Consider the following 21627-nt stretch of genomic DNA (forward strand, 5'->3'; position numbering starts at 1 on the left):
ACTTACTCCTCTCCGTTGGCAATTTCCAACTTATCCGCCAGTTCCAACTGTTTATTGGGATATAAATGTGAATAGGTGCTTAATGTGGTTTCAATTTTCTCATGCCCTAATCGCTCTGCAATCGCCAGCGGCTGAAATCCCATCTCCACAAGCAATGATGCGTGAGAATGCCTTAGATCGTGCAATCTGATACGTTTAACACCTGTCTCCTTTATCCCTCTGACCATCTCATGTTCCATAAAGGATTTTGTAAAACGGAACATTCTTTCTTTTGCTGTAATCCCATAAAGCACGCTGCAATACTCTTTTAATTCTTCCACCAAAAACGGTGGAATTGTCACTTTCCGGTTACTTTTCGGTGTCTTAGGCGGTGTAGTCATATCCTTACCTTTGATGCGCTGATATGACTTATTAATCGTGATTGCCCGATTATGAAAGTCAACATCTTCATAGGTAAGAGCCAAAAGTTCCCCGATTCTCATTCCCGTCCAATACAAAAGTAAAAATGCCATTCTCGCTTCTGGCTTCTCATTCATGGATGGAAGAAATTCTTTAAATTCCTGTTTTGTCCAGAACTCCATTTCCTCTGCTTTACTCTTGCCAATACTGCCTGCCTTTCTGCACGGATTATCCCTCAAGTCATAATATCTGGTTGCATAATTAAAGAGTGCCGCTAATTGATTATTTATACTTTTTAGATAAGTGGCCGCATATCCCTTTTTAATCAATGCATTCTGCCATGCCCTGACATCAGAAGCCTTAATATCACACATCTTTTTATTTTTGAAATATGGTGTCACCTTCAAATCAAACACATATCTTTTGTTGATAATCGTACTTTCCCGTAAACGATGCTCCATATCTTTAAAATAAATCTCTACAAAATTCCCAAAGTTAATATCTAAATCCTTTTGCTGTTGCTGCCGGAAATCTCTTTCCCACGCCTCTGCTTCTCCTTTCGTCTTGAATCCTCGTTTGTTCTTCTTATGGCGTATTCCCTGCCAGTCCTCATAATAGAACTGGCAGCGCCACATCTTTCCATCCCTTGTTGCTGACATAAATTCGCTCTCCTTTCCTATAACCAGCAATTATCACATCACTACCGTTAACCCATAGAATTTTTCTTCAAAGTATTTTGTCGGAACCTTACCACAGATTGTCCGAAAGCCTTTCGCCTTTAACTCCTCATTCAGTCCCCGAATAATCTTGTAAGCATAGCCTATTGATATTCCAAGCATTTCCGCTGCCTCCTCTGCTGTTACATACATTTTCTTCACATTCTCCATATAGTGTCCTCCCTGTTTATTATTTTTTCAGTTCACATACGAACTGTTTTGTAATTCTATATTATCAGTTCATCTATGAACTGTCAATAGTTTTTGTTTCATTTTTGAACTGTATATGATATAATTAACTTCAGTAAAACACTGAGCGCATATTATCCAGTTGATAAGGGGGATTTTCAATGACAATCGGTCAAAAAATAAAGAAATATAGAGAAGCGAAAAACTTAACGCAGAAACAGGTAGCACTTCGTGCCGGAATGAGCGAACCTGCTATAAGAAATTACGAATTGGGAAATCGGACACCTTCTGCAGAGCAAATAGAAAAAATTGCGCTATCCTTAGATGTAAGTCCCTTTGCTATTTCAAATCCCGATCTTGAATCCTACGTCGGAGTTATGCACGCTCTTTTTTATTTAGAGGAAAATTACGGAGTTATCCCCGGCGAAATTGATGGAGAAATCTGTTTGAGATTTAAAGACAAGTTTTCTACTATCTCCTCGGACGTAGAAAAATGGCTGAGAGAATACAAGGCTGTACAGAATGCTTCAGATGATGATATAGAAAAAGCCGAAACGTATTATGAAGAATGGAAAAACTCTTATCCACGTCTATCCGCCCAAGAGACTATGAAGGCATTGCGGTCTAAACGCCAATCCAACGAGTAGATTCCATTCCAAAAACAACCAGTAAAAAATAACACCGGGAGCTGCCCTCAACAGGTTTTCCCGGTGTTTGTCGACTAATCTAATATTTACTGCTCACTCCCTTGTTGGAAGATAATAAGCACTAACCTCTACTTTTTCTTCGTCGTATTCCATATCAACCCAATAATCCCTTATAGAGCATCCTACATGCCAGTCTTGTAAGGAATAAATCTCCAATGTCTTGAAGTCCACTAAGCACAGCGGAATCGCTTGTTTTTTCTCATATTTCCATTTTGATGTTTCCAATGAATTTATAATCTTATCTAAGCACGTCTGGCATAAATGTTTCTGCAGCATTTTTATATCTGGTCTGTAATCCTCAGGCAGACTTACATTAATAGATGCCATTCCCCTATTAGGAGAACTGGATGTCATAATAGACACCTCACCCGTATTTGTCATTTGGGTAGACGTATGGGCGCTGTCACTTTTTAAAGGATTTCCCTGTTCATCGTACTCTTTCAAACCAAAGTCCACCACATACCAGTCATTTAGCGATATTAAACCAACCGTATCAAATTTCCGATAATATCCCATCAGGCTCCGGTCACTGTTTCCACATAGGTAACACTCACCATTATCTTCCAAAACAGATTTGATTCCTTCATAGGCTACATCCTCTCTTCCCTGTTTACGCTGCCATGTCTCAAACAAGTCTTGTCTAAAATATGTAATCACAATGATAGACAGTATAATTCCAACACCAATCCACAAATGACACTTTCTAATTTGATAATATTGCTTTTCTTTTCCGCTCATACTTTTTCCCCCTTTTTGACAAAATATAGTGTACTTAAAATAAGTCCATTCGTAACATTCTTTTACCCATCGTACTTAAAATGTACTTACTCAGTGTACTCGTTTTGTACTTATTTCAAGCAGAAAGGAAATGTTATGGAAAAAGATAAACATCTGGGATTACGCATTGATTCCGAAACTCATAAGAAACTAAAAAGTCTTTCTGAATTTGACGGGCGTTCCATAAATGGAGAAGTGTTATATCTAATTCGACAGGCAATCGCACAGCATGAGCATAAACATGGCACTCTGAAATAAGATTTTGTCCATATTTTTTTCTGTTGCTAACGTCTTACCCTTTTAGTGGACTCATTCTAGTCCCATTCTATCATTTTTTCTTTATAAGATAAAGAGAAAACGGACTAATTTCAGTCCACACGTAAAGGGAAAAATGATGGAACAGAAAATAAAGCAAGAAGGAATCAATATCGGGGGAAATATCCGTAGAATACGATTAGAAAAAGGAATCGGGCAGACTGAATTGATTGGGGTGCTGGATTTAAAAGATATCGGAATGACCCGAGAAGCCTTAGTGAAAATTGAGCGTGGCATACAGCATATTACTGGCGCACAGCTTCGTGGCATCCGTGATTGTCTGGAAACCACCTATGACGAACTATTAAAATAAAGGAATTTTTTGCAATTAGAGCCAAAGTAGAGCCAAACGGCATAAAACACCCCCGGAAATGCCCATTTTATCAGCATTTCCGGGGTTCTGTCCGTTACTCAAACTCAATAAGCGCCACTGTATATAGTGGTTTTTTCTTTCTTTTCCTCCCATATCATGTGCTTATATTCCAATTATTCTTTGTATTTTTTTATATTATTATATTTTTAGTAACCAAAACGCAACCATCATGCGCAAAATTTATACCTTGTCTAACCTGGTTTATCAGTTCGGCAAACTAACCATGTATAGAAGATACATCTCTTCTACTTGGTAACGAATGTCTTTTCAATTCGACCATTCATTTTTATCTGCCTATTCGTCCACGATAACCAGTAAGTCCTTAATATCACAGCTTAAATATCTGCATAGCTTGATTATAAGATTCGCATCTATCCGCTGAAAATCATCTCTGCAATACTTGTTAAAATTCCCTCTCGGTAAGTCCAGGTCTTTACAAATTTGATTTTTGCTAATACCTTGCTCCTCCAATAATTCCATAATCCTCATGTGAATATGTGCCATCATATCTACCCCTTTGCTTTCCACCATTATAAATAATAATTTTCCTTATAGTAATTTCCTATATTTTAAGTTATTATTTAATAAGTACATATTTATTAAGGGGTGTATCATGAAAAAAAGGAAAATAACAAAAACCATGCTAATAATCGTAGGCGTTCTACTGTACATCTGGTATGCAAAACTTCCGGACTATGAGGAGTTCAACAGCAGAAGTTTTTCCGCTGGCACTACTAGGGAAACAACCATGAAAATCATTGTCTATAAGGCACACTACAATCCATATCTCTATCGGATGATTGCCGCCAAACATAATGACATCAATGGAACGCCGACCAAACTGAAACTGGAACTATTTTTTTCAAAAAGTGCTATCAAACGGGGTAAAAGGCCCTACCGGACTATCATATTTGACTATGATAACCATATAGAATACATTCTTTTGGATACAATACCGTAAGTATTACTAAACCATAAATATTACGTCACAAAAGGGCCTTCCGCATGGATACATTCTTTTAGCATATGTGATACTGCGGAAGAGCCCTAACTCATTAGTATAAGGGTAATATTTAAATTTCTTGGTTTTTCATACACATACGAATTATAATATACACAACCTGAATTATCATGAAAATCAATAATAGGTTACATTTCATTACATTCCCTATATAATCTCCGAACCATACTAGCAATGAGAAACTGATTAGCGATACTACCATGCTTAACCTATCGGCAAAATTACTTTTATAGATTTGTAAAATTTTATACACGCACCAACCAATTGTCCCAAATATTATGGCTAACACCAGTAAAATAATTATACAACGCACCAACCATGGTAATACAGTTGCAATACTCTCATTCGGTATACTCTTACACATATTTGACGCTTTATTTGCCCCAATAAGCAGGTTATTCCATCCCCATCCCATAATGCTATATATCCCCTTGATAATTGCTTTAAAATCGGCCTTGAAACGTTTTGATGTAAAAACAGCTAGAGCCGTTACATAAAAGCTATATAATAAGCCACCGACAGTTAGAACATACAACTGTACCTCCCTATATAGTCAAGTCTTTTTTCCTTGAAAATCAAGGATTTTTTAATGTTTCATCAATAAATATCTCAGAAGAAAGAACCATTGGAATGGACATTTCTCTGTATCTGGTACGAAAGTAGTGGATTTTGGGTGCACAAAATAAAACGTCTTCTCTTTTCGTTCTACATGGCCTTGTGTGTACCCATCCATCTACGGCAGCGAACCTCCCATGTCTACCAGGATCATCAGACCATTGCTGAGTCCTAACTTCTCTCGTCCCGCCTGTCCATAACCAGGGTGTCAGCTCAGCTCCTTTACAGGGTCATGCCCTCTGGTGAATATTCCTGCCGACTACTGGCTCCATTCTTTGTTTTTTTATTACTGACTTTTTCCTGCAACAGCACCTCTCGGTGGACGTTTTCCTGTTACATTCCATTTACTTGTTTCTTCCAGCTATCATGGCTGGCCTCAGCCTTCCATTCTTTCCTTTCAAAGGCTCAGACCGGCCATGATTCACTGTTTCTTTCTCTTTATGCTGCTGGCTGCATTTTAGGTCTTACAATGTCACTTAACATCTTCTGACCGTCATACTCTATGCCTTTTGTTAGTATTGTATAAAATATCCGGATCAGTTTACATGCCACCGCTATCACCGACTGCATCTTCTTCAGGGGATTCTTTTCCCTCGTCCTGTAATAACAATGGATCTCTTTAAATTCTTTATTTTTCCCAATCACCGATATCGCAGCTTCATACAGCGCATATCTCAAACGCTTTCTTCCCCTGTGGCTGATACGACTTTCTCCATTATGCTTTCCGGAGCTGTCTGCGACAATAGCATATCCTGCCAGTTTCTGCACCTGCTTTGGATTATCAAAACGTCCAATGTCTCCAACCTCTGCAATAAAGCAGCTTACCGTTTTTATTCCAATCCCATTGATCTCCATCAGCTTATCTATATAGGCAATCTCAGAAAGTGTTTCCTCTATCTCTTCCATAAGTTCATCCATACGATTCTTATATATTTCGTAGTCATTCAACAGGTTTCGGATCTCTTTCCTGGCACTTCTTGGTGCTTCCGTATTTCCGATGCTGTGCTCCGCTGCGGTTACCAGGGTCGTTGCCCTCTTTATCCCAGCGCCTTTCAGCCTTGCATCTCTCCATATCTTATTAACACCATCCACGCCAAGCTCTTTGATATCGCAGGGCAATGGTGCCTGTTTGATTACCATCAGTCCGCTTACTGCATCCGGATTCCTGTAAACGTCTTTGATCTCTGGAAAATAGATGCTGAACCAGCGGGCGATCCTGTTTTTGATTCTTGTAATCTCTTCCTGTGTCTGAATACGAAGGTTGGACAAATTTCTAATTTCTGCATAAATCCCGGTTGGAATATATGGATATGAAAATCTTCCTTCATTTACCAGACCTGCAATTGTTTTTGGATCTTTACGGTCATTCTTACTCGGATTATTGTCATCCAGTTCTTTAGACTTCTTGACATGATGCGGATTCACATGTACCGGCTTCATTCCCTGTTCCTGCAGGTACGCTCCAAGGTTCAGCCAGTAGTGACCGGTTGGTTCCATTCCCGGAATCACAGCTTCCATCCCATGTTTCTCTGCTATATCGTCCATCCAGTCTTTGAATGAGGAAAATCCAGCTTCATCGTTGCTGAAGGCAAACGGTTTCTTTGAGTACTCATAATTGCGCCAGCCGAAAGCTCTTGCATAATGGGTTTCACTTCCCACATCAATACCAACGATTAAAGTCTTTTCCGTAATAGATGCAATTTTTGCGTTCTGTGTGTTATAATTCATTTCAAGTACCTCACTGTTTAATAAGATTTTTTACTAACCGTCCAAAGTCAGTAATCTTATTTTACTCTGAGGTATTTTTTTCTCAACCTTCTTTCTCGGAATTCCTTATATTTGAATTATACAAGAAGCTCCTTTAATTTGTATGTTTCACATAAGGCCTTTTCCCTCTTTCTATATTGTTTCTCCATAATCCCCCTTGCACTGGCAGTCATTTGTTTTGCCTTTTCATTAAGAATCTTATTCTGGGAATCAATAATATATTTTGCTTCTTTCTCCCGTTTGCTAACACCTGCTTCTTTCAGGGTAAGTTCTTTAACACTTTTTTCATAAATTTGCTTTCTGCGCCTATCTGCTTCTCTTAAAGTCTTTTCTAGTTTTGCCACTTCTTCCAACTTCAGCTTGCTTTCCCTCAACTTCTGTTCTGCTTCCTTTAGTTGTAAATCGCTGTTGTTCAAATTCACGATTTTCTCTTTCATTTCTTGAAGCGTCAACTGTTGCTCTTGCACTATCTGTTGTAGCTCTGATTTCTCTGATAAGAGCCTCTGTATCAGTTCCGCTTGCTCCACATTCTCCATCAGCAATTCCTCTATACCGGGTACGGCTTCTTCGATTAAGTAATTGTCTAACTCGCTCATTTTTTTCTTTCTCCTTTACCACTATCATCCCTTTAAATTCCTCAATGATTCGATTTGTATTTTCAATATCTGATTCTGTTCCACTAATTTTCTGTTCTGTAATCTCAGTATCTGATTTTCTTTGTTCAATGCTTTCTCTAACTGCGTCGTTTCCTCTAACGATTCTTTCAAGTGTAAGTTCATCATTTCCAACTGCTCGATTTCTGTTTGCTGTTCTTCTAAAATTGTCAGCATATTTTCTTGTGTTTCCAATATCTGAATTACTTCTTCTAAATTCATTAAATCCATTGATTATTGACCTCGCTTTTTCTATGATACTTTGTGTAAATTCCAATGCTAATGCTTTCGCCTTTGCATGGATACTGTTATATCTTTTTATCTCCCGATTCAATTCACACTTGGTAGATATTCCACCATTTTTTTCAATGTCTTTGGCAACAACTCCCTCATGGACTGTAGCAATTTTATCTATACCTTGTTTCTCATAACTTCTATGATCTATCTGCTTATCTGTCGATAACAATTTATTACATTCTGTCGCCCATGCTTTTCTCCATTCTTCTGCTTTTGAACGGTCATTCCAGTCGTTAGAGGGAACTGAAATTCTAACCCACATTTTTTCTGTCCCCTTGCCTTCTCGGATTCGCACTTTCTGCTCTCCTGTAGCTTTATCTATGATTGGGATTTTCTGTCCATTTTCATCATAGGCAAATGAAGTTTTCTGTTTCGCAATCCATTTCCCCTTATCATCAAATGCTCTGACTGTCAGCATAATGTGAGCATGCGGATTTCCATCACCCTTATCATGTAAAGCCCAGTCTGCACACATTCCTTTTGAAACAAAATTCTCCTGGATATAATTCCTCACACATTTCTTTTGTAGTTCCCTTGTAAACTCTCTTGGTAAAGCAACTTCTATTTCTCTGGCAAGCTGTGCGTCAGTACGCTTTTCCACTTTCTGAACTTCATTCCAAAAATATTCCCTATTGCCAAACTCCTTTGGTGCATTATCAGGAATACAGATTTCGGAAAACACCACTCCGCCTTTTCTCATGAAATCATGTGTAATACCAGTTTCATCATTGTATAGTTTTTCTCCTGAGCGATATGCAGCACTGGCAACAGCAGAACGCCCACTTGCTCTCGAAATAATCTTGATGGAGCAATGGAAGATTGCCATATAATCATTCCTCCTAATATATTCAATTTCTCAATAGCTGTCTGCAAGACCGCACTCTGCGTAAGAGTGCTGTCCGCATAGGAGTTTTGCATAATGCAAAACCGACAAAGTCGCTCTCCATGAAATGGTGCTGTCTGCATAAGACCTCTCAGGGAGCGGACTAACGGAACAAAGTGAAGTGGTATATGTGGGCTTCGCCCACATATAAGTGCGCCCTTCTCTAAAAACGGAGAAGGGATTGCAACCGCAACCCCTTCATGCAAACTACAATTCCAACATTATCTTTCATTTCCCTTATTCATTGCTTTTGAGAAAAATCTGCCATTGTTTTCCTGCCTGTTCAAAAATTCTATGAGTTTTGGAATATCATCCGTTTCAATCGCACACCCTAAAACTGATTCAACCGCACCGCCTATCTGACACAGCCTATTGGTTCTCTTTTTCCGTTCTATTTCCTTTAACTGCCTGTCTAATGCCTTTTTCTGTGCAGAATACTGTTTAGCCTTTTTCAGGCTATCCTGTTCCTTTTTTTCCAATTCTGCCATTCTTTCTTCGTAAGTTTTTCTTTGATTACTCATTTTCCTCCTTCTCCTTTTCCAATCCTGACAAAATATCTAAAATTGCTCTCAACGATTCCAACACTTCCAAATCCAGTTCATCTGCTTTTTGCACCGCCATTAAATGTTTATCTATAATCGCAATTTGGCTCCTGATTGCTCCGAATGTCTTGACATTTCCATATGTAACTATCTGTTGGTGAAGACAACTTTTTATCAGAAAATCCGCTTTTGCCAGCCCTGACAATTCAATCCTTTTTTCAATCAGTCTCTTTTCTTCTTCAGACACTCGGAAATTCAATATAATATTTCTTTTCCGATTTTTGTCATTCTTTTTTTTGGCCACTCCACTAATCAGAGTTGCCCTATGAAATATCTGTGCCATGCTATATCCTCGCTTTCACATATTCCAAATCACCCTTATATGGTGTGCCGACTAAATACCACTCATTTCCGTTTTCTGACCATGCCATTTCCATCCGTGTAGGAATCCACTTACCATCTATCAGTACTTCCATGGTTTTACCACAATGAAATCCATCATTTGCCCATAAATCACTAACTAATAATCCGTATCTGCCATTTTCATAATTATATCCCAGTCTGCCTATTGTCATTGATTTTCTTCCTTTCTGTTTTTGTCTTCATCCTCTTCCTTATCCGTCGTTCTGTCCTCGTTCAATCTGTCTGCAAGGAATTTCTGTTTTGATGGATAAAGGTGGGAATAAGTGTATGTTACTGAAATACCCTCATGTCCCAATCGTTCGTAAGCGCCAAATATTCCTGCGGATTTTCTATTTTCCTGGTTTCCTCTATAATTGTAGATGAAAGATATTTAGACTATTTCACTACAATTACGGAGGATAGGTTATGACAACTACTCGCAAAGCCCGTGTTCCGATGGCGGAACAGATCCGGCTTATCAATGAATGCCGCCAAAGCGGCATGACAGATGCTGACTGGTGTCGTGAAAACGATATCGCAGTAAGCACTTTTTATAACTGGGTCAGCCGCTGCAGAAAAGCAGCAGCGGATCAGATCCCGGCACCGAATTATGGTCATTGTGGGATCGCGCATTCAAAACAGGATGTGGTTCCCATTGACATTGTTTCGGATCACCTTCCAGAACAGCATATAGCATCGCAGATGCACCAAACGAACCTTGACAATTCACATACGATTGAAGTGTCCATGAATAATGTAACAATCCGCATCAGCAATGATGCCGATCCTGCCCTGCTCACCAGGACACTCCGCCTGATCCGGGAGACCTCATGTTAGGTGATATCTCCGGCCTCGAAAAAATCTACATTGTCTGCGGCTATACCGATATGCGCAAATCGATCGATGGTCTCTGTGCCATTATCGAAGACCAGCTTAAGATGGATCCGACATCCAGTGCGCTCTTCCTGTTCTGTGGAAGAAGACGGGACAGGATCAAAGCTCTGTTCCATGAACCGGATGGTTTTGTCCTGGTCTATAAACGGTTGTCTATCCGGGGCGGGTATCAATGGCCAAGGAAGCAGTCGGAAGTCCGGAATCTTTCCTGGAGGGAGTTCGACTGGCTAATGTCAGGAATTGATATCGACCAGCCAAAAGCACTCAAAGCAGAGTAAAAAAGCATCTGGATCCTGGTAAAAATCCTGCACAGAAAAATGTCAGGTTTCCTTATAAATTCAGCGTTTTTCAGTACTTGTTTTCCTTTAGGAATGGCTGTGTTTCTGGTATAATAAAGGTGTTAAATTCAAGGAGAAAACGATGGCTTCCAGTGCAAAAGACATCCAGCTGCGAGAGCTGAAGGATACCATAACACAACTGAAAACAATGATCTCTGAGCAGACGGAATTGATCAGATCTCTCCGTCTTGTTATTGATGAAAAAACCAGCCATGAAAAAGCCCTTCAGGAACAGGTGGACTATCTTACCAAAAAGCTTTTCGGTTCTTCCAGCGAAAGAAGGACCGATGACATTCCGGGACAACAGCACCTTTTTGATGAAGCGGAAGTGGAACAAGATCTTTCCCTGTTGGAAGAAGAGACTGTGATCCGGGAGCATACCCGCAAGAAGAAATCAACCCATGAGGATCTTTTTAAAGGCCTGAAGGTTGAAAAAGTAGTCATTCCTCTTCCGGAAGAAGATCAGGTCTGCCCGGTCTGTGGTACGCAGATGGTTCTGATCGGTGAAGAGTATGTCCGCCGTGAGCTGGAATTCATTCCGGCAACATGTAAAGTGATCGAATACTACAGCCAGAGTTATGGATGTCCGTGCTGTAAGGAAGGATTGGGAGACACAGAAAAACCTGTGATCGTAAAGTCTCAGGTTCCGCAGGCCCTGGTAGGAAAAGGCCCAGCGACCGCATCCACCGTTGCATGGACGATGTATCAGAAATACGCCAATGGACTTCCCCTTTACCGTCAGGAGAAAGACTGGAGACAGTATGGTGCCCAGTTCAGCAGGACGACACTGGCCAACTGGATTATCTATTGCTCCAGGAATTACTTTCAGCCAATGTATGATTACTTCCACAGGGAACTGCTGAAGCGCAGTTTTGCAATGGCAGATGAGACTAGAGTCCAGGTATTGAAGGAAGAAGATCGCCGGGCACAGACGCAATCCTTCATGTGGCTGTTCCGCAGCGGCGAAGATGGTCTTTCCGCCATTATCTTATATGGCTATTCTCCAACCAGGAGTGGCAGCTATGCAAAGGAGTTTCTGGAAGGCTATCACGGATATCTGGAAACGGATGGTTACCAGGGCTACAACAGCCTGCCGGATATCAAACGATGTTCCTGTTGGGCACACATCCGCCGGTACTTTATCGACGCCGTTCCCAAAGGGAAACAGTATGATTACAGCCAGCCAGCAGTACAGGGAGTCCAGTACTGTAACCGCCTGTTTGCCATAGAAGATTCCATTAACAAAAAATATCCCGGTGATTATGAAAAACGTAAGCAGCTGCGTCTCGAGAAGGAAAAACCTGTTCTGGAGGCTTTCTGGTCGTGGATTGAGCAGCAAAAGCCAGTCCGAAATACCCGCATGGATAAAGCGGTGAATTATGTCCTTAACCGGCGGGAAACAGCGGAGACCTATCTGGAGGATGGTCGCTGTAGTTTCACAAACAATCTCAGCGAGAACGCGATCCGTCCGTTTGCAGTTGGCCGTAAAAACTGGCTGTTCAGTGATTCTGTAGAAGGAGCCAATGCCAGTGCTGTAGTCTATACAATGGTTGAAATGGCAAAGGCACACGCCCTGAACATTTACGAATATCTGAAATTTCTACTGGATCATCGTCCAACGAAGGAGATGACTGATGCTCAGCTCGCAGAGCTTGCACCCTGGAGTGAAAAACTCCAATCTATCAAAAATCGCATGTGAATTATAGTGAATTACTCCAACTCGCAAAGGGCTGGGGTAATTTTATATCTGACCGCATTATTATTTGGCGGTTACAATCGTTCTGCTATCTCCACTGGCGAAAACCCTAATTCAATCAAATGTGCCACATGGCTATGTCTTATATCATGAATACGAATACGCTTAACACCTGCCCCTTTTACACCTCTATTCATTTCACTGTGTAGATAGCTTTTGGATATTTCAAAAAGTCTGGTATCATCATCACATTTGTATAGCATACCAAAGTAATCTTCCAATTCATCACAAAGAAACTGTGGTAAATCTATTACCCTATTACTCTTATCCGTCTTGGGAGTTGTCACATAATCTTGTTTCTCCAAACGCTGATATGATTTACTTACGGTAAGTTTCATGCCTGTAAGGTCAACATCTTTCCTCTGCAACGCAAGCAATTCTCCCTCTCGTATACCAGTCCAATAGAGAACTTCAAAGGCATAAAATGAAATAGGCTTTTTTTTCATAATTTCCGAAAACTTCAAGTATTCTTCTTTTGTCCAAAACAGCATTTCCTTTGCCTTGGCCTTCCCCATTTTCCCTGCTTGCTTTGATGGATTGCTCGGCAGGTTGTAAAACCTACACGCATGATTAAAAATTGCGCTAAGCTGATTCTGAATAGTTCTAAGATAAGTCTGTGCATATGGCTTGTCATTCTTATCTCTCATTTTCAGCAGTTCATTCTGCCATTGGATAATATCTGTTGCGTCTATGTCCGCAAGCGTTCTGTTCTCAAAATATGGAATAATTTTGCTTGCAATAATATGTTTCTTGGTAAGGAAAGTGTTATATTTTAACCTTGGTTTCATATCTTCAAGATATTGTTCCACAAACATGGAAAATCCCATATTAATATCTCTTGTCTTTTTCATTAGGAATTCCCGCTCATAGGCAAGGGCTTCTCTCTTGGTTTTAAATCCACGCTTCGTATGAATCTGATTCTTTCCTTGCCAGTCGGTATAGCGGATATAGGATCTCCATGTTTTTCTGTCGTTATCTTTTATTGCTGACATACTCAATCCCCCTATACTGAATACGGATTGCCACGAAGATATTTCAGGTAATCATCATACAATTCTGCTTGCTCTAAAATAGTTCCACTTATGCTCTCCGTATATAGTGATGAAATCAGATATGAAGCCATATTTTTTATTTTTAAATCAGCGTCTACAATTCGATTAAGGATATTTGCCACATGTACTCTTTTCAGCTTCAAAAATTGGGATTTAACAACGCTCCATGGGTACTCTGTCTGTTTAATAACAACCTTATCTCTTGGTATTGTTACCATGTCACATATTGTTTCATATATTTCCGTTACCATTGATACTTCGTATTCATCTTGTCTTTTTGCCATTTCATACAAAATATTCAACTCTATATTTTCAGCAATAATTCTTTTATAATTTTCAATATCCGTTACTCCATCTATCCCGCTATTTGTTTCCTGATTGATAGATAGATTGATTGACTTATCTTCTGTTAGATTTGATTCAGTTAGATTAGATTGGATTAGATTAGGTTGTGCAGTCCTTGGACTGTCCACGTGCTGACATTTCTTTTTCCCACCTTTTGTATCTGAACGCTCCTTTGCTTCTATCAGCTTAACATCAGGTCTTAGCTGTAAAAGAAGTGGTTTATATCTGCTATCTTTTTTTCTGTCTGCCCTTAAATAATTCATTTCTAACCAGTCCTCAATATATGCCACCAAATCCTCGTTAAGCATATAGACAAACTGCTTACTCACCAATACCCTCAAATCATCTTCATTTGCCTTTGTTAAAGCTAGTACTGAATAGGCCTCTACAATTCCATCATCATCAGCATTCACAACCAAATGAAAATAAAGATTTTGAGAAGTAGCAGGCATTTTTAAAAACCTTGCACTTTCCACGATTTTTCGTGATACCATTCTTCTGTCTCCCATGATGCTCCTTTCGTTTTATTGCACTAAACAAAATTTTATGGTATATTGCAAGTGGAATATTTGCGCAAGCAATATACCTTTTTCTTAGCCCCTGTGCCCGCAGGGGCTTTTTGTTGGTTTTGTTTTCTTTTCTCATGCTTATCTTCTCATACACACTTCTTCATAATAGATTCGGTTAATCTTTCCGCTCATAACCAGTAGCTTCGGATTCTCCTTTTTCATTTGTTCCGATAACTGCTTAATGATGGCGTACCCTTTGCTTCGGCTCACACCCCAATCTTGGCAAACTTCCTCAACATCTACATATGCGGTTTTTCTTTTTTCTTTTAACATGATGTTTCCCCTTTCAATGCTTATTATTATTTATTATAGATATTAGTATATCAATATTTATCCATTTGTCAATACCAGTATTCTAATATTTATTAGAATTTCGTTTTATTCTTCATGATTTTGTGCTATAATAAACCAAAATATTAGGGAGGTATAGAAATGGATATTGCTGTTTTGGGACAACGAATAAAAAGCCTACGATTTACTTTAGGAAAATCACAAAAAGAATTTGCTGAATTTTTAGGTATACCCCAGCCCTCTATGTCCGCATATGAAAACGGTAAAAATTCCCCTACTATAGATGTAGTCATGGATATTGCTGATAAGTGTAATGTTTCTCTTGATTGGTTGTGTGGAAGAGACGAAAAGAAGCAAATAGGAAGCCTTTCAGATATTGCAGACTTCTTTTTCCAATTTCTTTGTGAAACTAATGAAATTGGTTGTAAAATAGAAGTTCATGACCATATTGAAAATGGATTAGATATAGAAGAAGCCGACGAAACAGACGATAGATTTAGATGGTGGACACAATTAAAATTTTATGGAAATGATAGACGATATTCATTAAATGCGGATATATGTAACATTATTAGAAGAGTCAACGAAGCGGATCAAGATATAAAATCCTATAGTCATTCACCTGAATCATATGAGCGTGAGAAAAACTTTACTATCAATTACTACTCTCTACCAGTTACAAAAAAGAAAATTCCTGAAATGTCTCGCAAAGAACGAATTAAAAAACACATTGAATATTTAAAAGAACATAATGAATTATAGTAAAAAGCCACAGACACTTTTAGTCTGCGGCTTTTCTTATAATTATTGGCTCTGCTTTGGCTCTAAAATTTGCAACCATTTTTTAACCACACTTTTCTAAAACCCAGTGTTTATGGCGGGTTTGCAGGCTTTTAAACCTACTCAAACTCCTCGGCGGATGACATTATATGATGCCTATGACGCCTGTATAGAAAGTTTTAATTCGAACTTATGTTTGTTTTTCGTAGTTTCCGTACCGCTAAAGGAAAAATAAACTCCAAAAAAACTCCAAATCAACTTGGGCGATCTTTTGCTTCCTCCTGCGCATAAAGAAGATCCAATGCCTGACAAATGACTCCACTCATCGTCTGATAATGTCTTTCGGCATATGAAACTAACCGTTCTTTTTCTTCTGCTGACATACGAATTCTCAAACTTGAATCCTTGCCATCCAGTGATGGTTTCCTTGGCATCTTCATCTCCTCCTAACATCTCATAGTTTAACATGAATTGATACATGTGTCAACATTATTCTTTTATTTAGTCAGCAACAGATTTTTAAAATTATTAAAAACAACTCGTATCAATTCTGGTTCATCAAGCGATTTTGCTATAAGTTCATACTCTTCCAGTAATAATGATGGTGAAAACTTTTTTCCATTTACTTTTGAATATGGTCCATCACTTTCTATCAACAATCTATCTTTCGGAATTGCATTCACAACATCCATATTTTTTACCATACTTGCATTTACCGAAAAATAACATCCTAAGTGAATAAAATCTTTTTGAAGTTCAACATTTCCAGTATACCAATGTAATATACATCTTCTCGGACAATATTTGCTCAAGATTTTTAAAGCAATTTCTTCTGCACCCCTTATATGGATTGACATTACTTTATTCTTTTCAGAACAAGCCTCAACAATTTTTTCAAACCACTTTATCTGCTGATTTTTTTCTATCCCTGTTCTTTTTGTAAAATCCAATCCAATCTCACCAACATATTCTGTTTGTGGCAGCATCTTCATGAAGTCTCTTAAATCCTTCTCTTTTAAATCTGTATTGAGTGGATGAAACCCCAATGCGAATCTGATATATTTATTATCACCGAATATATTCTTACAGCTTAAAAATACACCTGGTGAATTTGTCATGCATAATGTATACTGTTTTTCCCCGACAATTATTTTATAAATCTCATTATAATTCTTATACATATCCAAATGGAAATGAGTATCAATCAGTCCTTGCACATTTTTCTCCTATGAATCCCTTTATTTCATCATCTTCCGATAATAACTCTATCAGATCTTCCATTGTTGATTTATAAACTCGCAAAAACTTTTGAACCGATTCTTCATCCAGTTTTCCCGAACATCTAATCATATCTTTTAAGCCCTCATCATCAATTTTTTTATATCTATATAAAGTACTAATCACGGCACGCAAATCATTTGCCTTTTGATTGTTAGAATTATTCTTCAAAAATTCTGAGGCACTCTCAGTGTACCAGTATCGGAAATCCTTTATATCAAGCAGGGAGCTTTTACGTATTAAACATGGATAACAATACCCACAATTTATTGGATAATCTGGATTCCGCTCTTTATCATATCTAGCCAAACAAGGGTGAGAACATGAAATAGTATCCATATAATGTTTTTTAAATGCTTCCGTATTTTTTACTCCATTCACGATTTCTCTCTTTGTTGAATAGGCATAAAAGTTCTGAATTGGATTTTTTATTCCAACCATATGTAAGATATCCAAAAAACGTCCTAAAAAATATGGATGAGTAGTTCTCGTACTGCAAGTGCCTTTTCTACTATTAGTCAATGGGATATTTAATCCAATGAATCCATTTTCTGGTATATAAACCGGCATATCATTGCCAAGAATACCAGCTATTGATAACGCTGCACACAAAAATAACAGCGATCTTCCCCGGGACGTATCTTCATGTTTTTTCAAACGTTCCCCATCCATTGTAATAGGGGCACGCGAATTAGCAGAGAATCCAATAAAACGCACTTTCTGATTCGAATATCTCTCCTGAAACGTTAAAACAAAGTTTTCCTGTTTTTTCTTCAATTTAGGATATTCATTATGACCTACTAAGCAAGGCGATTTTCCTTCCTCCAACAATTTTATTGCTCCACAAAAGGAATCTAGACCGCCAGAGAATAAACATATACAATCACAGCCCTTTATATCAAGATGAATCCGGTTTGGATATTCACGTTTGCTATACATTTTTTCGCACTGTCTAAAATGAATATCCCATTTATCACCTGTAAGAAATCCTAATGTTTGATTCCAGTATTCTTCTGTTCCATGCCATTTACTCATTTGTAATACTGGAATTGATACACTAAGTTCTCTTGTCCAACAATCTGGAAATAATCTTCTCGAAACTCTTTTATCTATCGCAAAGACACTAATACCTATGATAAATAAATCTTCATAAATTTCTGGTATAGCCATGCAGTCCATTCTATACCAGGTATCTGTAATACCTGAAAAAATAGTGCTGTATTTTTTTCTCGTCAATGTAAAAACGTAAGAATCATTCCACTCTGCATTTGGGTGCATTTCGTTTTCTTTATCTATCCATACTCTCATTTTCTATGCCTCTCCATAAAACAATTCAAATACCTGGTACGCATCTTCAAGTGACCTTTTTACTACCTCTGATGCTTGCAAGTGTCCAAAGTCCATGGTTTTTATATCTTCCAGTTTCAAGTTGTTATGTAATTCATTAGAAATATACTTATCCATTTTTTCTAATAAACGCTCAGTTTCTTCAGGATTCCTTTTCATGCGTATCTTTTCTTCATATCGGAATGCAAAACTAAATTTTATATACTCAATTAGCATTTCTTTCAACAAAACATCTGGAGCAACATCCTTTAAATCTCCCAAATCTGTTATGTTTAGTCCTTTCAAAGCTGCTCTAATGGCTTCTGCTGACAAATAATCTTCCGTCGTGTTCCCATAATTTGTAAAATCCTGAATAAGTTCATTATATATTTCATCTGATGATTTTCCTATCAAATCATTACGATTAAACTCATGCAACGCATTATTTATTCCGCCGCGCGATACCGCCTGAGCAAATGATAGAATACTTCCTGCTGCTTTTGTAAATTGTTCTGAAGTTGCTATATCATGATGCATTGCCGATGCATATTTACTTGCTGCCTTGGCTCTAGACTCTCCATCTCCACTATTTATGTAAGAAGTCACTGCTCGTTTCGCTTGCGACCAATGCGGAGTCGTCGGTGCAATATATCCTTTTGATGTTCCCATATCAATCTCCTGTTTTCATAATTCTATCTTTAATTTCTTGTTTCACATTTTTTAACTCATTAAGTAAATTCTCTATTGCATCTTTATCTTCCGAATACATAGCCTTAAATGATGGAAGATCTCCTGCTTCTAATGGTTTAGCCGCCCTTTTTATTGCCTCGATTATTTCACCACGGTAATCAGAGAAATTTACGAATAGCAAGCTATAAACATTTGATTCAATATCTCCAGATTCTATCTTTTTGATAAGGACCTTCATGACATCTTCTAGGTCAGACGAGCGCAACTCTTTCATATCTCTCATTATTCCATCAGCCAATCCAGGATTAAACCTACCTATTCTCTCCAATAATTTTCTGCTTTCTTCGCTCAGGTCGGACTCAATATCATCTTGCTTTTTCAGTATCTCTCTCGTCAGATAAAAGTACTTATTCAAATTCTTTTTTTCTAATTCAACCGGGGGACACTCTACCCAATCTTTAATTCGTGGTTTATGCCACTTTGCAAATTCTGAATCCGGATTATCATCATTCAGGCTCTGCCTCATACGTTTAAACTGTTCATTTTCCGTATCAAAATTTGCATTCCACTCATTTAATTTATCAAATAAATCTGGATTTAATTTGTGCAAGGCAAGCAATTTTGCCATAACTCCCATATCAAGCTCATCACCATAATATAACTTTGATAACTGTCTCTTTGTAATAAACGTATTAAGAAATCTTTTTGCTTGCCGTGGATTCCCTTTAAGCGTATGGGCAACAATAGAACGAATCTGAAGAATTACTTTTGCGACCTCATCGCATTCATTTTTCATTCCACCTATATAAATGTCGGATTCACTATTTATAATCTCTTTTATTTGCTCATAATCAATCGCACTTTCCCCTATCATCAACTTCTTCTCTTCTATTTTTTTAATCAACATATCAAAACTATCTGTTTTCATATATTTCTGCATTACTAATAATAATAAATAGTTTTGAATATCTTTAGAAGATAACTCAGGTATGTGTACCGGAAGTTGTATCATTTTTTCAATATATTCTTGATCTAATTCAACATCAAAATTATCCACTTTGGGATATTTTTTCTTTATTGCATACTGTATTACGTTTTCATCTGCAGCTATAATAAAAGTAGTTTTATTTACAGACAAAAATAATTTGATTACCTCCAACGTTTCTATAATTCGATCTGGTTGACATCTATCCAAATCATCAATTAATACGACAACCCTTTTTATTTTGTCTGTGTTTATTGCCTCTTGAAATTCATCTTTAAATTTCCTTACGTTGTTTACTACACTATCCGCAGTAGTGCTATCATCCTTAATGTACTCATCTTTAATATTTTGAACTGAATCAGATATATTTTTTATGACACTTCCTATCTCTTTAGCATTTTGAGGAACACTAAACAGCAAAGGCAATGGTGTCCCAGAAGCAATGCTTGCTACTACAGGTGCCGCAGAAGATACAACTTTTGTTCCCAATTTAAAATAGTCAATCTTTTTCAGTAAAGTCCTAAACTTCTTTTTTGTCTCTTCTGCCGGTATTCGCTCTTCCAGTTCTCTTAATAGAGCTTCCATGATTGCAGACTTTGCATCTTCATAACTTTCAAACATCCATGCATTAATCATTACACATATAATTCCATCTTGTCCTTCATAACGCTGTTTGATCAGATTAAGTAATGTCGATTTGCCTGCTCCCCATAATCCTAATATGCCTATAGTCAATGGGTCTATATCTGTTTCTATAGCAATTTCAGAAACAATCTCAGCATATGGTTTATAAAACAACATATCTATTTTTGATGCATTATCTGTCCACATACTACGTCAACCTCTTTCTTTATCAAATTTATTCTCTACATTACAAACTACCATTTATTATATTTCAAATTTTAATGAATTCATCTCACCATCTGCATATATATTTTATCATAACTTTTAATTTCTTTCAGCATTATTCACATTTTATCGACCCAATGCCCCAATAGTAATACTTCAAAAAATAACCAGAGGCACTGATTACAACAATCAATGCCTCTGGCAATCTAATTTTTATTTTCTTTTCACGATATCCGACGGCAATCTCACTGCTCCTGTCCGCTTCCTCTGGATACTATTCTGAGCATCCATCTGCGTTGGCGCAAATCCACCATTATTTAACAGCTCCTTCTCTGCTTCTGCATATGATCTATATCCGGCTGCCTTCATACGTCTCAGCATTTTTCTTAAAGCACTCTTTTTATCTCTGCTTGCCTGACGATAGCAAATCTTTAAGCTGTCTGCAACTTCTCCCAGGCTTTTTCCTTCTACAAGATTTTCGCATACAATCTGTTTTTCTCTTTCCGTTAAATCCGAAAACAGTTCTTTAAAGAAAATCTCGTTTGTGATCTGCTGGGCAACATCTGAATTTCGATCAGCCAGATAATCTGTAAAATTACCTTTTTCGCTTTCCAATGAAGAAAAAAGGCAAATATTCTGCCTGATGTACTGATCACGCATTAAATATTTTTCCTTATTATAAGACTTATTCAAAAATTCCAGCTCCTCTGCGGTTACGTTTTCATATCTTACTTTCTGGTATTTGTCATAAAATGTGTATATTCTTTCTTCCATGATATTTTCCTCCGATTTGTCGATTGGATTGATTTGCAACAAAC

Annotated in this window: 28 protein-coding genes; 8 read left to right on the forward strand and 20 right to left on the reverse strand. The window is 37.8% G+C overall.

What is annotated here, in order from left to right:
* Positions 1–2: 2 nt before the first annotated feature.
* Together BLCOC_RS24265 and BLCOC_RS24270 are read right to left on the reverse strand one after the other, a co-directional pair.
* On the reverse strand, positions 3–1058 hold the full coding sequence (locus BLCOC_RS24265; protein WP_115623615.1) for a site-specific integrase: 1056 nt from the start codon (positions 1056–1058) through the stop codon (positions 3–5).
* A gap of 33 nt (positions 1059–1091) precedes the next feature.
* Positions 1092–1286, reverse strand: coding sequence for an ICEBs1 excisionase (locus BLCOC_RS24270; protein WP_115623616.1), 195 nt, complete (start codon positions 1284–1286; stop codon positions 1092–1094).
* Between the two features lie 179 nt (positions 1287–1465).
* On the opposite strand from BLCOC_RS24270, the gene BLCOC_RS24275 reads away from it, so the two are divergent.
* Positions 1466–1951 (forward strand): helix-turn-helix domain-containing protein, encoded by a 486-nt coding sequence (locus BLCOC_RS24275; RefSeq protein WP_115623617.1) that lies wholly within the window; start codon positions 1466–1468, stop codon positions 1949–1951.
* Positions 1952–2044: 93 nt separating this feature from the next.
* On the opposite strand, the gene BLCOC_RS24280 is transcribed toward BLCOC_RS24275, so the two are convergent.
* Positions 2045–2749 carry a hypothetical protein gene (locus tag BLCOC_RS24280; protein WP_174717629.1) on the reverse strand — a complete coding sequence of 235 codons (705 nt, stop codon included), beginning with the start codon at positions 2747–2749 and terminating at the stop codon, positions 2045–2047.
* 135 nt (positions 2750–2884) lie between these two features.
* Here BLCOC_RS24280 and BLCOC_RS24285 point away from each other — a divergent pair, with 135 nt between their 5' ends.
* Positions 2885–3046 (forward strand): type II toxin-antitoxin system antitoxin, encoded by a 162-nt coding sequence (locus BLCOC_RS24285; protein ID WP_115623618.1) that lies wholly within the window; start codon positions 2885–2887, stop codon positions 3044–3046.
* Between the two features lie 136 nt (positions 3047–3182).
* Complete coding sequence (locus BLCOC_RS24290) at positions 3183–3416, forward strand: helix-turn-helix domain-containing protein (protein WP_115623619.1); 234 nt, start codon at positions 3183–3185, stop codon at positions 3414–3416.
* 354 nt (positions 3417–3770) lie between these two features.
* Here BLCOC_RS24290 and BLCOC_RS24295 read toward each other — a convergent pair whose 3' ends face one another.
* Positions 3771–4007: a helix-turn-helix domain-containing protein gene (locus BLCOC_RS24295; protein WP_330412129.1), complete on the reverse strand. Its 237-nt coding sequence runs from the start codon at positions 4005–4007 to the stop codon at positions 3771–3773.
* 82 nt (positions 4008–4089) lie between these two features.
* Here BLCOC_RS24295 and BLCOC_RS24300 point away from each other — a divergent pair, with 82 nt between their 5' ends.
* Positions 4090–4437 carry a hypothetical protein gene (locus BLCOC_RS24300; protein WP_115623620.1) on the forward strand — a complete coding sequence of 116 codons (348 nt, stop codon included), beginning with the start codon at positions 4090–4092 and terminating at the stop codon, positions 4435–4437.
* 112 nt (positions 4438–4549) lie between these two features.
* On the opposite strand, the gene BLCOC_RS27835 is transcribed toward BLCOC_RS24300, so the two are convergent.
* The 7 genes from BLCOC_RS27835 to BLCOC_RS24330 form a co-directional block, all read right to left on the reverse strand.
* Complete coding sequence (locus BLCOC_RS27835; RefSeq protein WP_115623621.1) at positions 4550–5032, reverse strand: DUF6040 family protein; 483 nt, start codon at positions 5030–5032, stop codon at positions 4550–4552.
* Between the two features lie 518 nt (positions 5033–5550).
* Entirely contained in the window at positions 5551–6840 is a 1290-nt protein-coding gene (locus BLCOC_RS24305) for an IS110 family RNA-guided transposase (RefSeq protein WP_115623341.1), read from the reverse strand.
* Between the two features lie 116 nt (positions 6841–6956).
* Positions 6957–7223, reverse strand: coding sequence for a hypothetical protein (locus BLCOC_RS24310; protein ID WP_131918439.1), 267 nt, complete (start codon positions 7221–7223; stop codon positions 6957–6959).
* A complete protein-coding gene (gene mobQ, locus BLCOC_RS24315; RefSeq protein ID WP_115623623.1) occupies positions 7186–8655 on the reverse strand; it encodes a MobQ family relaxase in 1470 nt (489 codons plus the stop codon). The genes BLCOC_RS24310 and mobQ overlap by 38 nt, the downstream gene beginning before the upstream one ends.
* Before the next feature lie 278 nt (positions 8656–8933).
* Complete coding sequence (locus BLCOC_RS24320; protein ID WP_115623624.1) at positions 8934–9233, reverse strand: DUF3847 domain-containing protein; 300 nt, start codon at positions 9231–9233, stop codon at positions 8934–8936.
* Positions 9226–9597 carry a plasmid mobilization protein gene (locus BLCOC_RS24325; RefSeq protein ID WP_115623625.1) on the reverse strand — a complete coding sequence of 124 codons (372 nt, stop codon included), beginning with the start codon at positions 9595–9597 and terminating at the stop codon, positions 9226–9228. Before BLCOC_RS24325 ends, BLCOC_RS24320 begins: the two co-directional genes overlap by 8 nt.
* Position 9598: 1 nt before the next feature.
* Positions 9599–9829 (reverse strand): DUF5348 domain-containing protein, encoded by a 231-nt coding sequence (locus tag BLCOC_RS24330; protein ID WP_115623626.1) that lies wholly within the window; start codon positions 9827–9829, stop codon positions 9599–9601.
* Between the two features lie 253 nt (positions 9830–10082).
* On the opposite strand from BLCOC_RS24330, the gene tnpA reads away from it, so the two are divergent.
* The 3 genes from tnpA (at position 10083) to tnpC (ending at position 12587) form a co-directional block, all read left to right on the forward strand.
* On the forward strand, positions 10083–10493 hold the full coding sequence (gene tnpA / locus BLCOC_RS24335; RefSeq protein ID WP_227225493.1) for an IS66 family insertion sequence element accessory protein TnpA: 411 nt from the start codon (positions 10083–10085) through the stop codon (positions 10491–10493).
* Positions 10487–10828, forward strand: a complete 342-nt coding sequence (gene tnpB / locus BLCOC_RS24340; protein ID WP_115622597.1) for an IS66 family insertion sequence element accessory protein TnpB — start codon at positions 10487–10489, stop codon at positions 10826–10828. Before tnpA ends, tnpB begins: the two co-directional genes overlap by 7 nt.
* Positions 10829–10970: 142 nt before the next feature.
* A complete protein-coding gene (tnpC, locus tag BLCOC_RS24345) occupies positions 10971–12587 on the forward strand; it encodes an IS66 family transposase (protein WP_115622596.1) in 1617 nt (538 codons plus the stop codon).
* 71 nt (positions 12588–12658) lie between these two features.
* On the opposite strand, the gene BLCOC_RS24350 is transcribed toward tnpC, so the two are convergent.
* From BLCOC_RS24350 to BLCOC_RS24360, 3 genes are all read right to left on the reverse strand, one after another.
* A complete protein-coding gene (locus BLCOC_RS24350; RefSeq protein ID WP_115623627.1) occupies positions 12659–13636 on the reverse strand; it encodes a site-specific integrase in 978 nt (325 codons plus the stop codon).
* Between the two features lie 11 nt (positions 13637–13647).
* Positions 13648–14550, reverse strand: coding sequence for a DUF6017 domain-containing protein (locus BLCOC_RS24355; RefSeq protein ID WP_131918422.1), 903 nt, complete (start codon positions 14548–14550; stop codon positions 13648–13650).
* Between the two features lie 138 nt (positions 14551–14688).
* A complete protein-coding gene (locus BLCOC_RS24360) occupies positions 14689–14883 on the reverse strand; it encodes a hypothetical protein (RefSeq protein WP_115623629.1) in 195 nt (64 codons plus the stop codon).
* A 159-nt stretch (positions 14884–15042) separates the two neighbouring features.
* Between BLCOC_RS24360 and BLCOC_RS24365 the strand changes: the two genes are divergently transcribed.
* Positions 15043–15663 carry a helix-turn-helix domain-containing protein gene (locus BLCOC_RS24365; protein ID WP_115623630.1) on the forward strand — a complete coding sequence of 207 codons (621 nt, stop codon included), beginning with the start codon at positions 15043–15045 and terminating at the stop codon, positions 15661–15663.
* A 272-nt stretch (positions 15664–15935) separates the two neighbouring features.
* On the opposite strand, the gene BLCOC_RS24370 is transcribed toward BLCOC_RS24365, so the two are convergent.
* The 6 genes from BLCOC_RS24370 to BLCOC_RS24395 all read right to left on the reverse strand — a co-directional run bounded on the left by BLCOC_RS24370 (position 15936) and on the right by BLCOC_RS24395 (position 21583).
* The gene (locus BLCOC_RS24370; protein ID WP_101882571.1) at positions 15936–16115 is read right to left on the reverse strand and encodes a hypothetical protein; all 180 of its coding nucleotides are present in this window, start codon (positions 16113–16115) and stop codon (positions 15936–15938) included.
* Positions 16116–16178: 63 nt separating this feature from the next.
* The gene (locus BLCOC_RS24375) at positions 16179–16898 is read right to left on the reverse strand and encodes a TatD family hydrolase (protein WP_115623631.1); all 720 of its coding nucleotides are present in this window, start codon (positions 16896–16898) and stop codon (positions 16179–16181) included.
* The gene (gene qatC / locus BLCOC_RS24380) at positions 16882–18267 is read right to left on the reverse strand and encodes a Qat anti-phage system QueC-like protein QatC (RefSeq protein WP_101882573.1); all 1386 of its coding nucleotides are present in this window, start codon (positions 18265–18267) and stop codon (positions 16882–16884) included. The genes BLCOC_RS24375 and qatC overlap by 17 nt, the downstream gene beginning before the upstream one ends.
* Before the next feature lie 3 nt (positions 18268–18270).
* Positions 18271–18954, reverse strand: a complete 684-nt coding sequence (locus BLCOC_RS24385) for a hypothetical protein (RefSeq protein WP_101882574.1) — start codon at positions 18952–18954, stop codon at positions 18271–18273.
* Position 18955: 1 nt separating this feature from the next.
* Positions 18956–20791: a KAP family P-loop NTPase fold protein gene (locus BLCOC_RS24390; RefSeq protein WP_115623632.1), complete on the reverse strand. Its 1836-nt coding sequence runs from the start codon at positions 20789–20791 to the stop codon at positions 18956–18958.
* A 231-nt stretch (positions 20792–21022) separates the two neighbouring features.
* Positions 21023–21583, reverse strand: a complete 561-nt coding sequence (locus BLCOC_RS24395) for a hypothetical protein (protein WP_115623633.1) — start codon at positions 21581–21583, stop codon at positions 21023–21025.
* Positions 21584–21627 lie beyond the last annotated feature (44 nt).

Source organism: Blautia coccoides, assembly GCF_034355335.1.
GTDB classification, from domain to species: Bacteria; Bacillota; Clostridia; order Lachnospirales; family Lachnospiraceae; genus Blautia; species Blautia producta.

Bases quoted from the DNA above. Each gene is read 5' to 3' on its own strand.
- mobQ (WP_115623623.1), bottom strand. From the start codon at position 8,655: ATGGCAATCTTCCATTGCTCCATCAAGATTATTTCGAGAGCAAGTGGG.
- BLCOC_RS24390 (WP_115623632.1), bottom strand. From the start codon at position 20,791: ATGTGGACAGATAATGCATCAAAAATAGATATGTTGTTTTATAAACCA.
- BLCOC_RS24290 (WP_115623619.1), top strand. From the start codon at position 3,183: ATGGAACAGAAAATAAAGCAAGAAGGAATCAATATCGGGGGAAATATC.
- BLCOC_RS24360 (WP_115623629.1), bottom strand. From the start codon at position 14,883: ATGTTAAAAGAAAAAAGAAAAACCGCATATGTAGATGTTGAGGAAGTT.
- tnpB (WP_115622597.1), top strand. From the start codon at position 10,487: ATGTTAGGTGATATCTCCGGCCTCGAAAAAATCTACATTGTCTGCGGC.
- tnpC (WP_115622596.1), top strand. From the start codon at position 10,971: ATGGCTTCCAGTGCAAAAGACATCCAGCTGCGAGAGCTGAAGGATACC.
- tnpA (WP_227225493.1), top strand. From the start codon at position 10,083: ATGACAACTACTCGCAAAGCCCGTGTTCCGATGGCGGAACAGATCCGG.
- BLCOC_RS24280 (WP_174717629.1), bottom strand. From the start codon at position 2,749: ATGAGCGGAAAAGAAAAGCAATATTATCAAATTAGAAAGTGTCATTTG.
- BLCOC_RS24275 (WP_115623617.1), top strand. From the start codon at position 1,466: ATGACAATCGGTCAAAAAATAAAGAAATATAGAGAAGCGAAAAACTTA.
- BLCOC_RS24350 (WP_115623627.1), bottom strand. From the start codon at position 13,636: ATGTCAGCAATAAAAGATAACGACAGAAAAACATGGAGATCCTATATC.
- qatC (WP_101882573.1), bottom strand. From the start codon at position 18,267: ATGAGAGTATGGATAGATAAAGAAAACGAAATGCACCCAAATGCAGAG.
- BLCOC_RS24270 (WP_115623616.1), bottom strand. From the start codon at position 1,286: ATGGAGAATGTGAAGAAAATGTATGTAACAGCAGAGGAGGCAGCGGAA.
- BLCOC_RS24320 (WP_115623624.1), bottom strand. From the start codon at position 9,233: ATGAGTAATCAAAGAAAAACTTACGAAGAAAGAATGGCAGAATTGGAA.
- BLCOC_RS24285 (WP_115623618.1), top strand. From the start codon at position 2,885: ATGGAAAAAGATAAACATCTGGGATTACGCATTGATTCCGAAACTCAT.
- BLCOC_RS24385 (WP_101882574.1), bottom strand. From the start codon at position 18,954: ATGGGAACATCAAAAGGATATATTGCACCGACGACTCCGCATTGGTCG.
- BLCOC_RS24365 (WP_115623630.1), top strand. From the start codon at position 15,043: ATGGATATTGCTGTTTTGGGACAACGAATAAAAAGCCTACGATTTACT.
- BLCOC_RS24325 (WP_115623625.1), bottom strand. From the start codon at position 9,597: ATGGCACAGATATTTCATAGGGCAACTCTGATTAGTGGAGTGGCCAAA.
- BLCOC_RS24300 (WP_115623620.1), top strand. From the start codon at position 4,090: ATGAAAAAAAGGAAAATAACAAAAACCATGCTAATAATCGTAGGCGTT.
- BLCOC_RS24330 (WP_115623626.1), bottom strand. From the start codon at position 9,829: ATGACAATAGGCAGACTGGGATATAATTATGAAAATGGCAGATACGGA.
- BLCOC_RS24265 (WP_115623615.1), bottom strand. From the start codon at position 1,058: ATGTCAGCAACAAGGGATGGAAAGATGTGGCGCTGCCAGTTCTATTAT.
- BLCOC_RS24295 (WP_330412129.1), bottom strand. From the start codon at position 4,007: ATGGTGGAAAGCAAAGGGGTAGATATGATGGCACATATTCACATGAGG.
- BLCOC_RS24355 (WP_131918422.1), bottom strand. From the start codon at position 14,550: ATGGGAGACAGAAGAATGGTATCACGAAAAATCGTGGAAAGTGCAAGG.
- BLCOC_RS24305 (WP_115623341.1), bottom strand. From the start codon at position 6,840: ATGAATTATAACACACAGAACGCAAAAATTGCATCTATTACGGAAAAG.
- BLCOC_RS24395 (WP_115623633.1), bottom strand. From the start codon at position 21,583: ATGGAAGAAAGAATATACACATTTTATGACAAATACCAGAAAGTAAGA.
- BLCOC_RS24370 (WP_101882571.1), bottom strand. From the start codon at position 16,115: ATGCCAAGGAAACCATCACTGGATGGCAAGGATTCAAGTTTGAGAATT.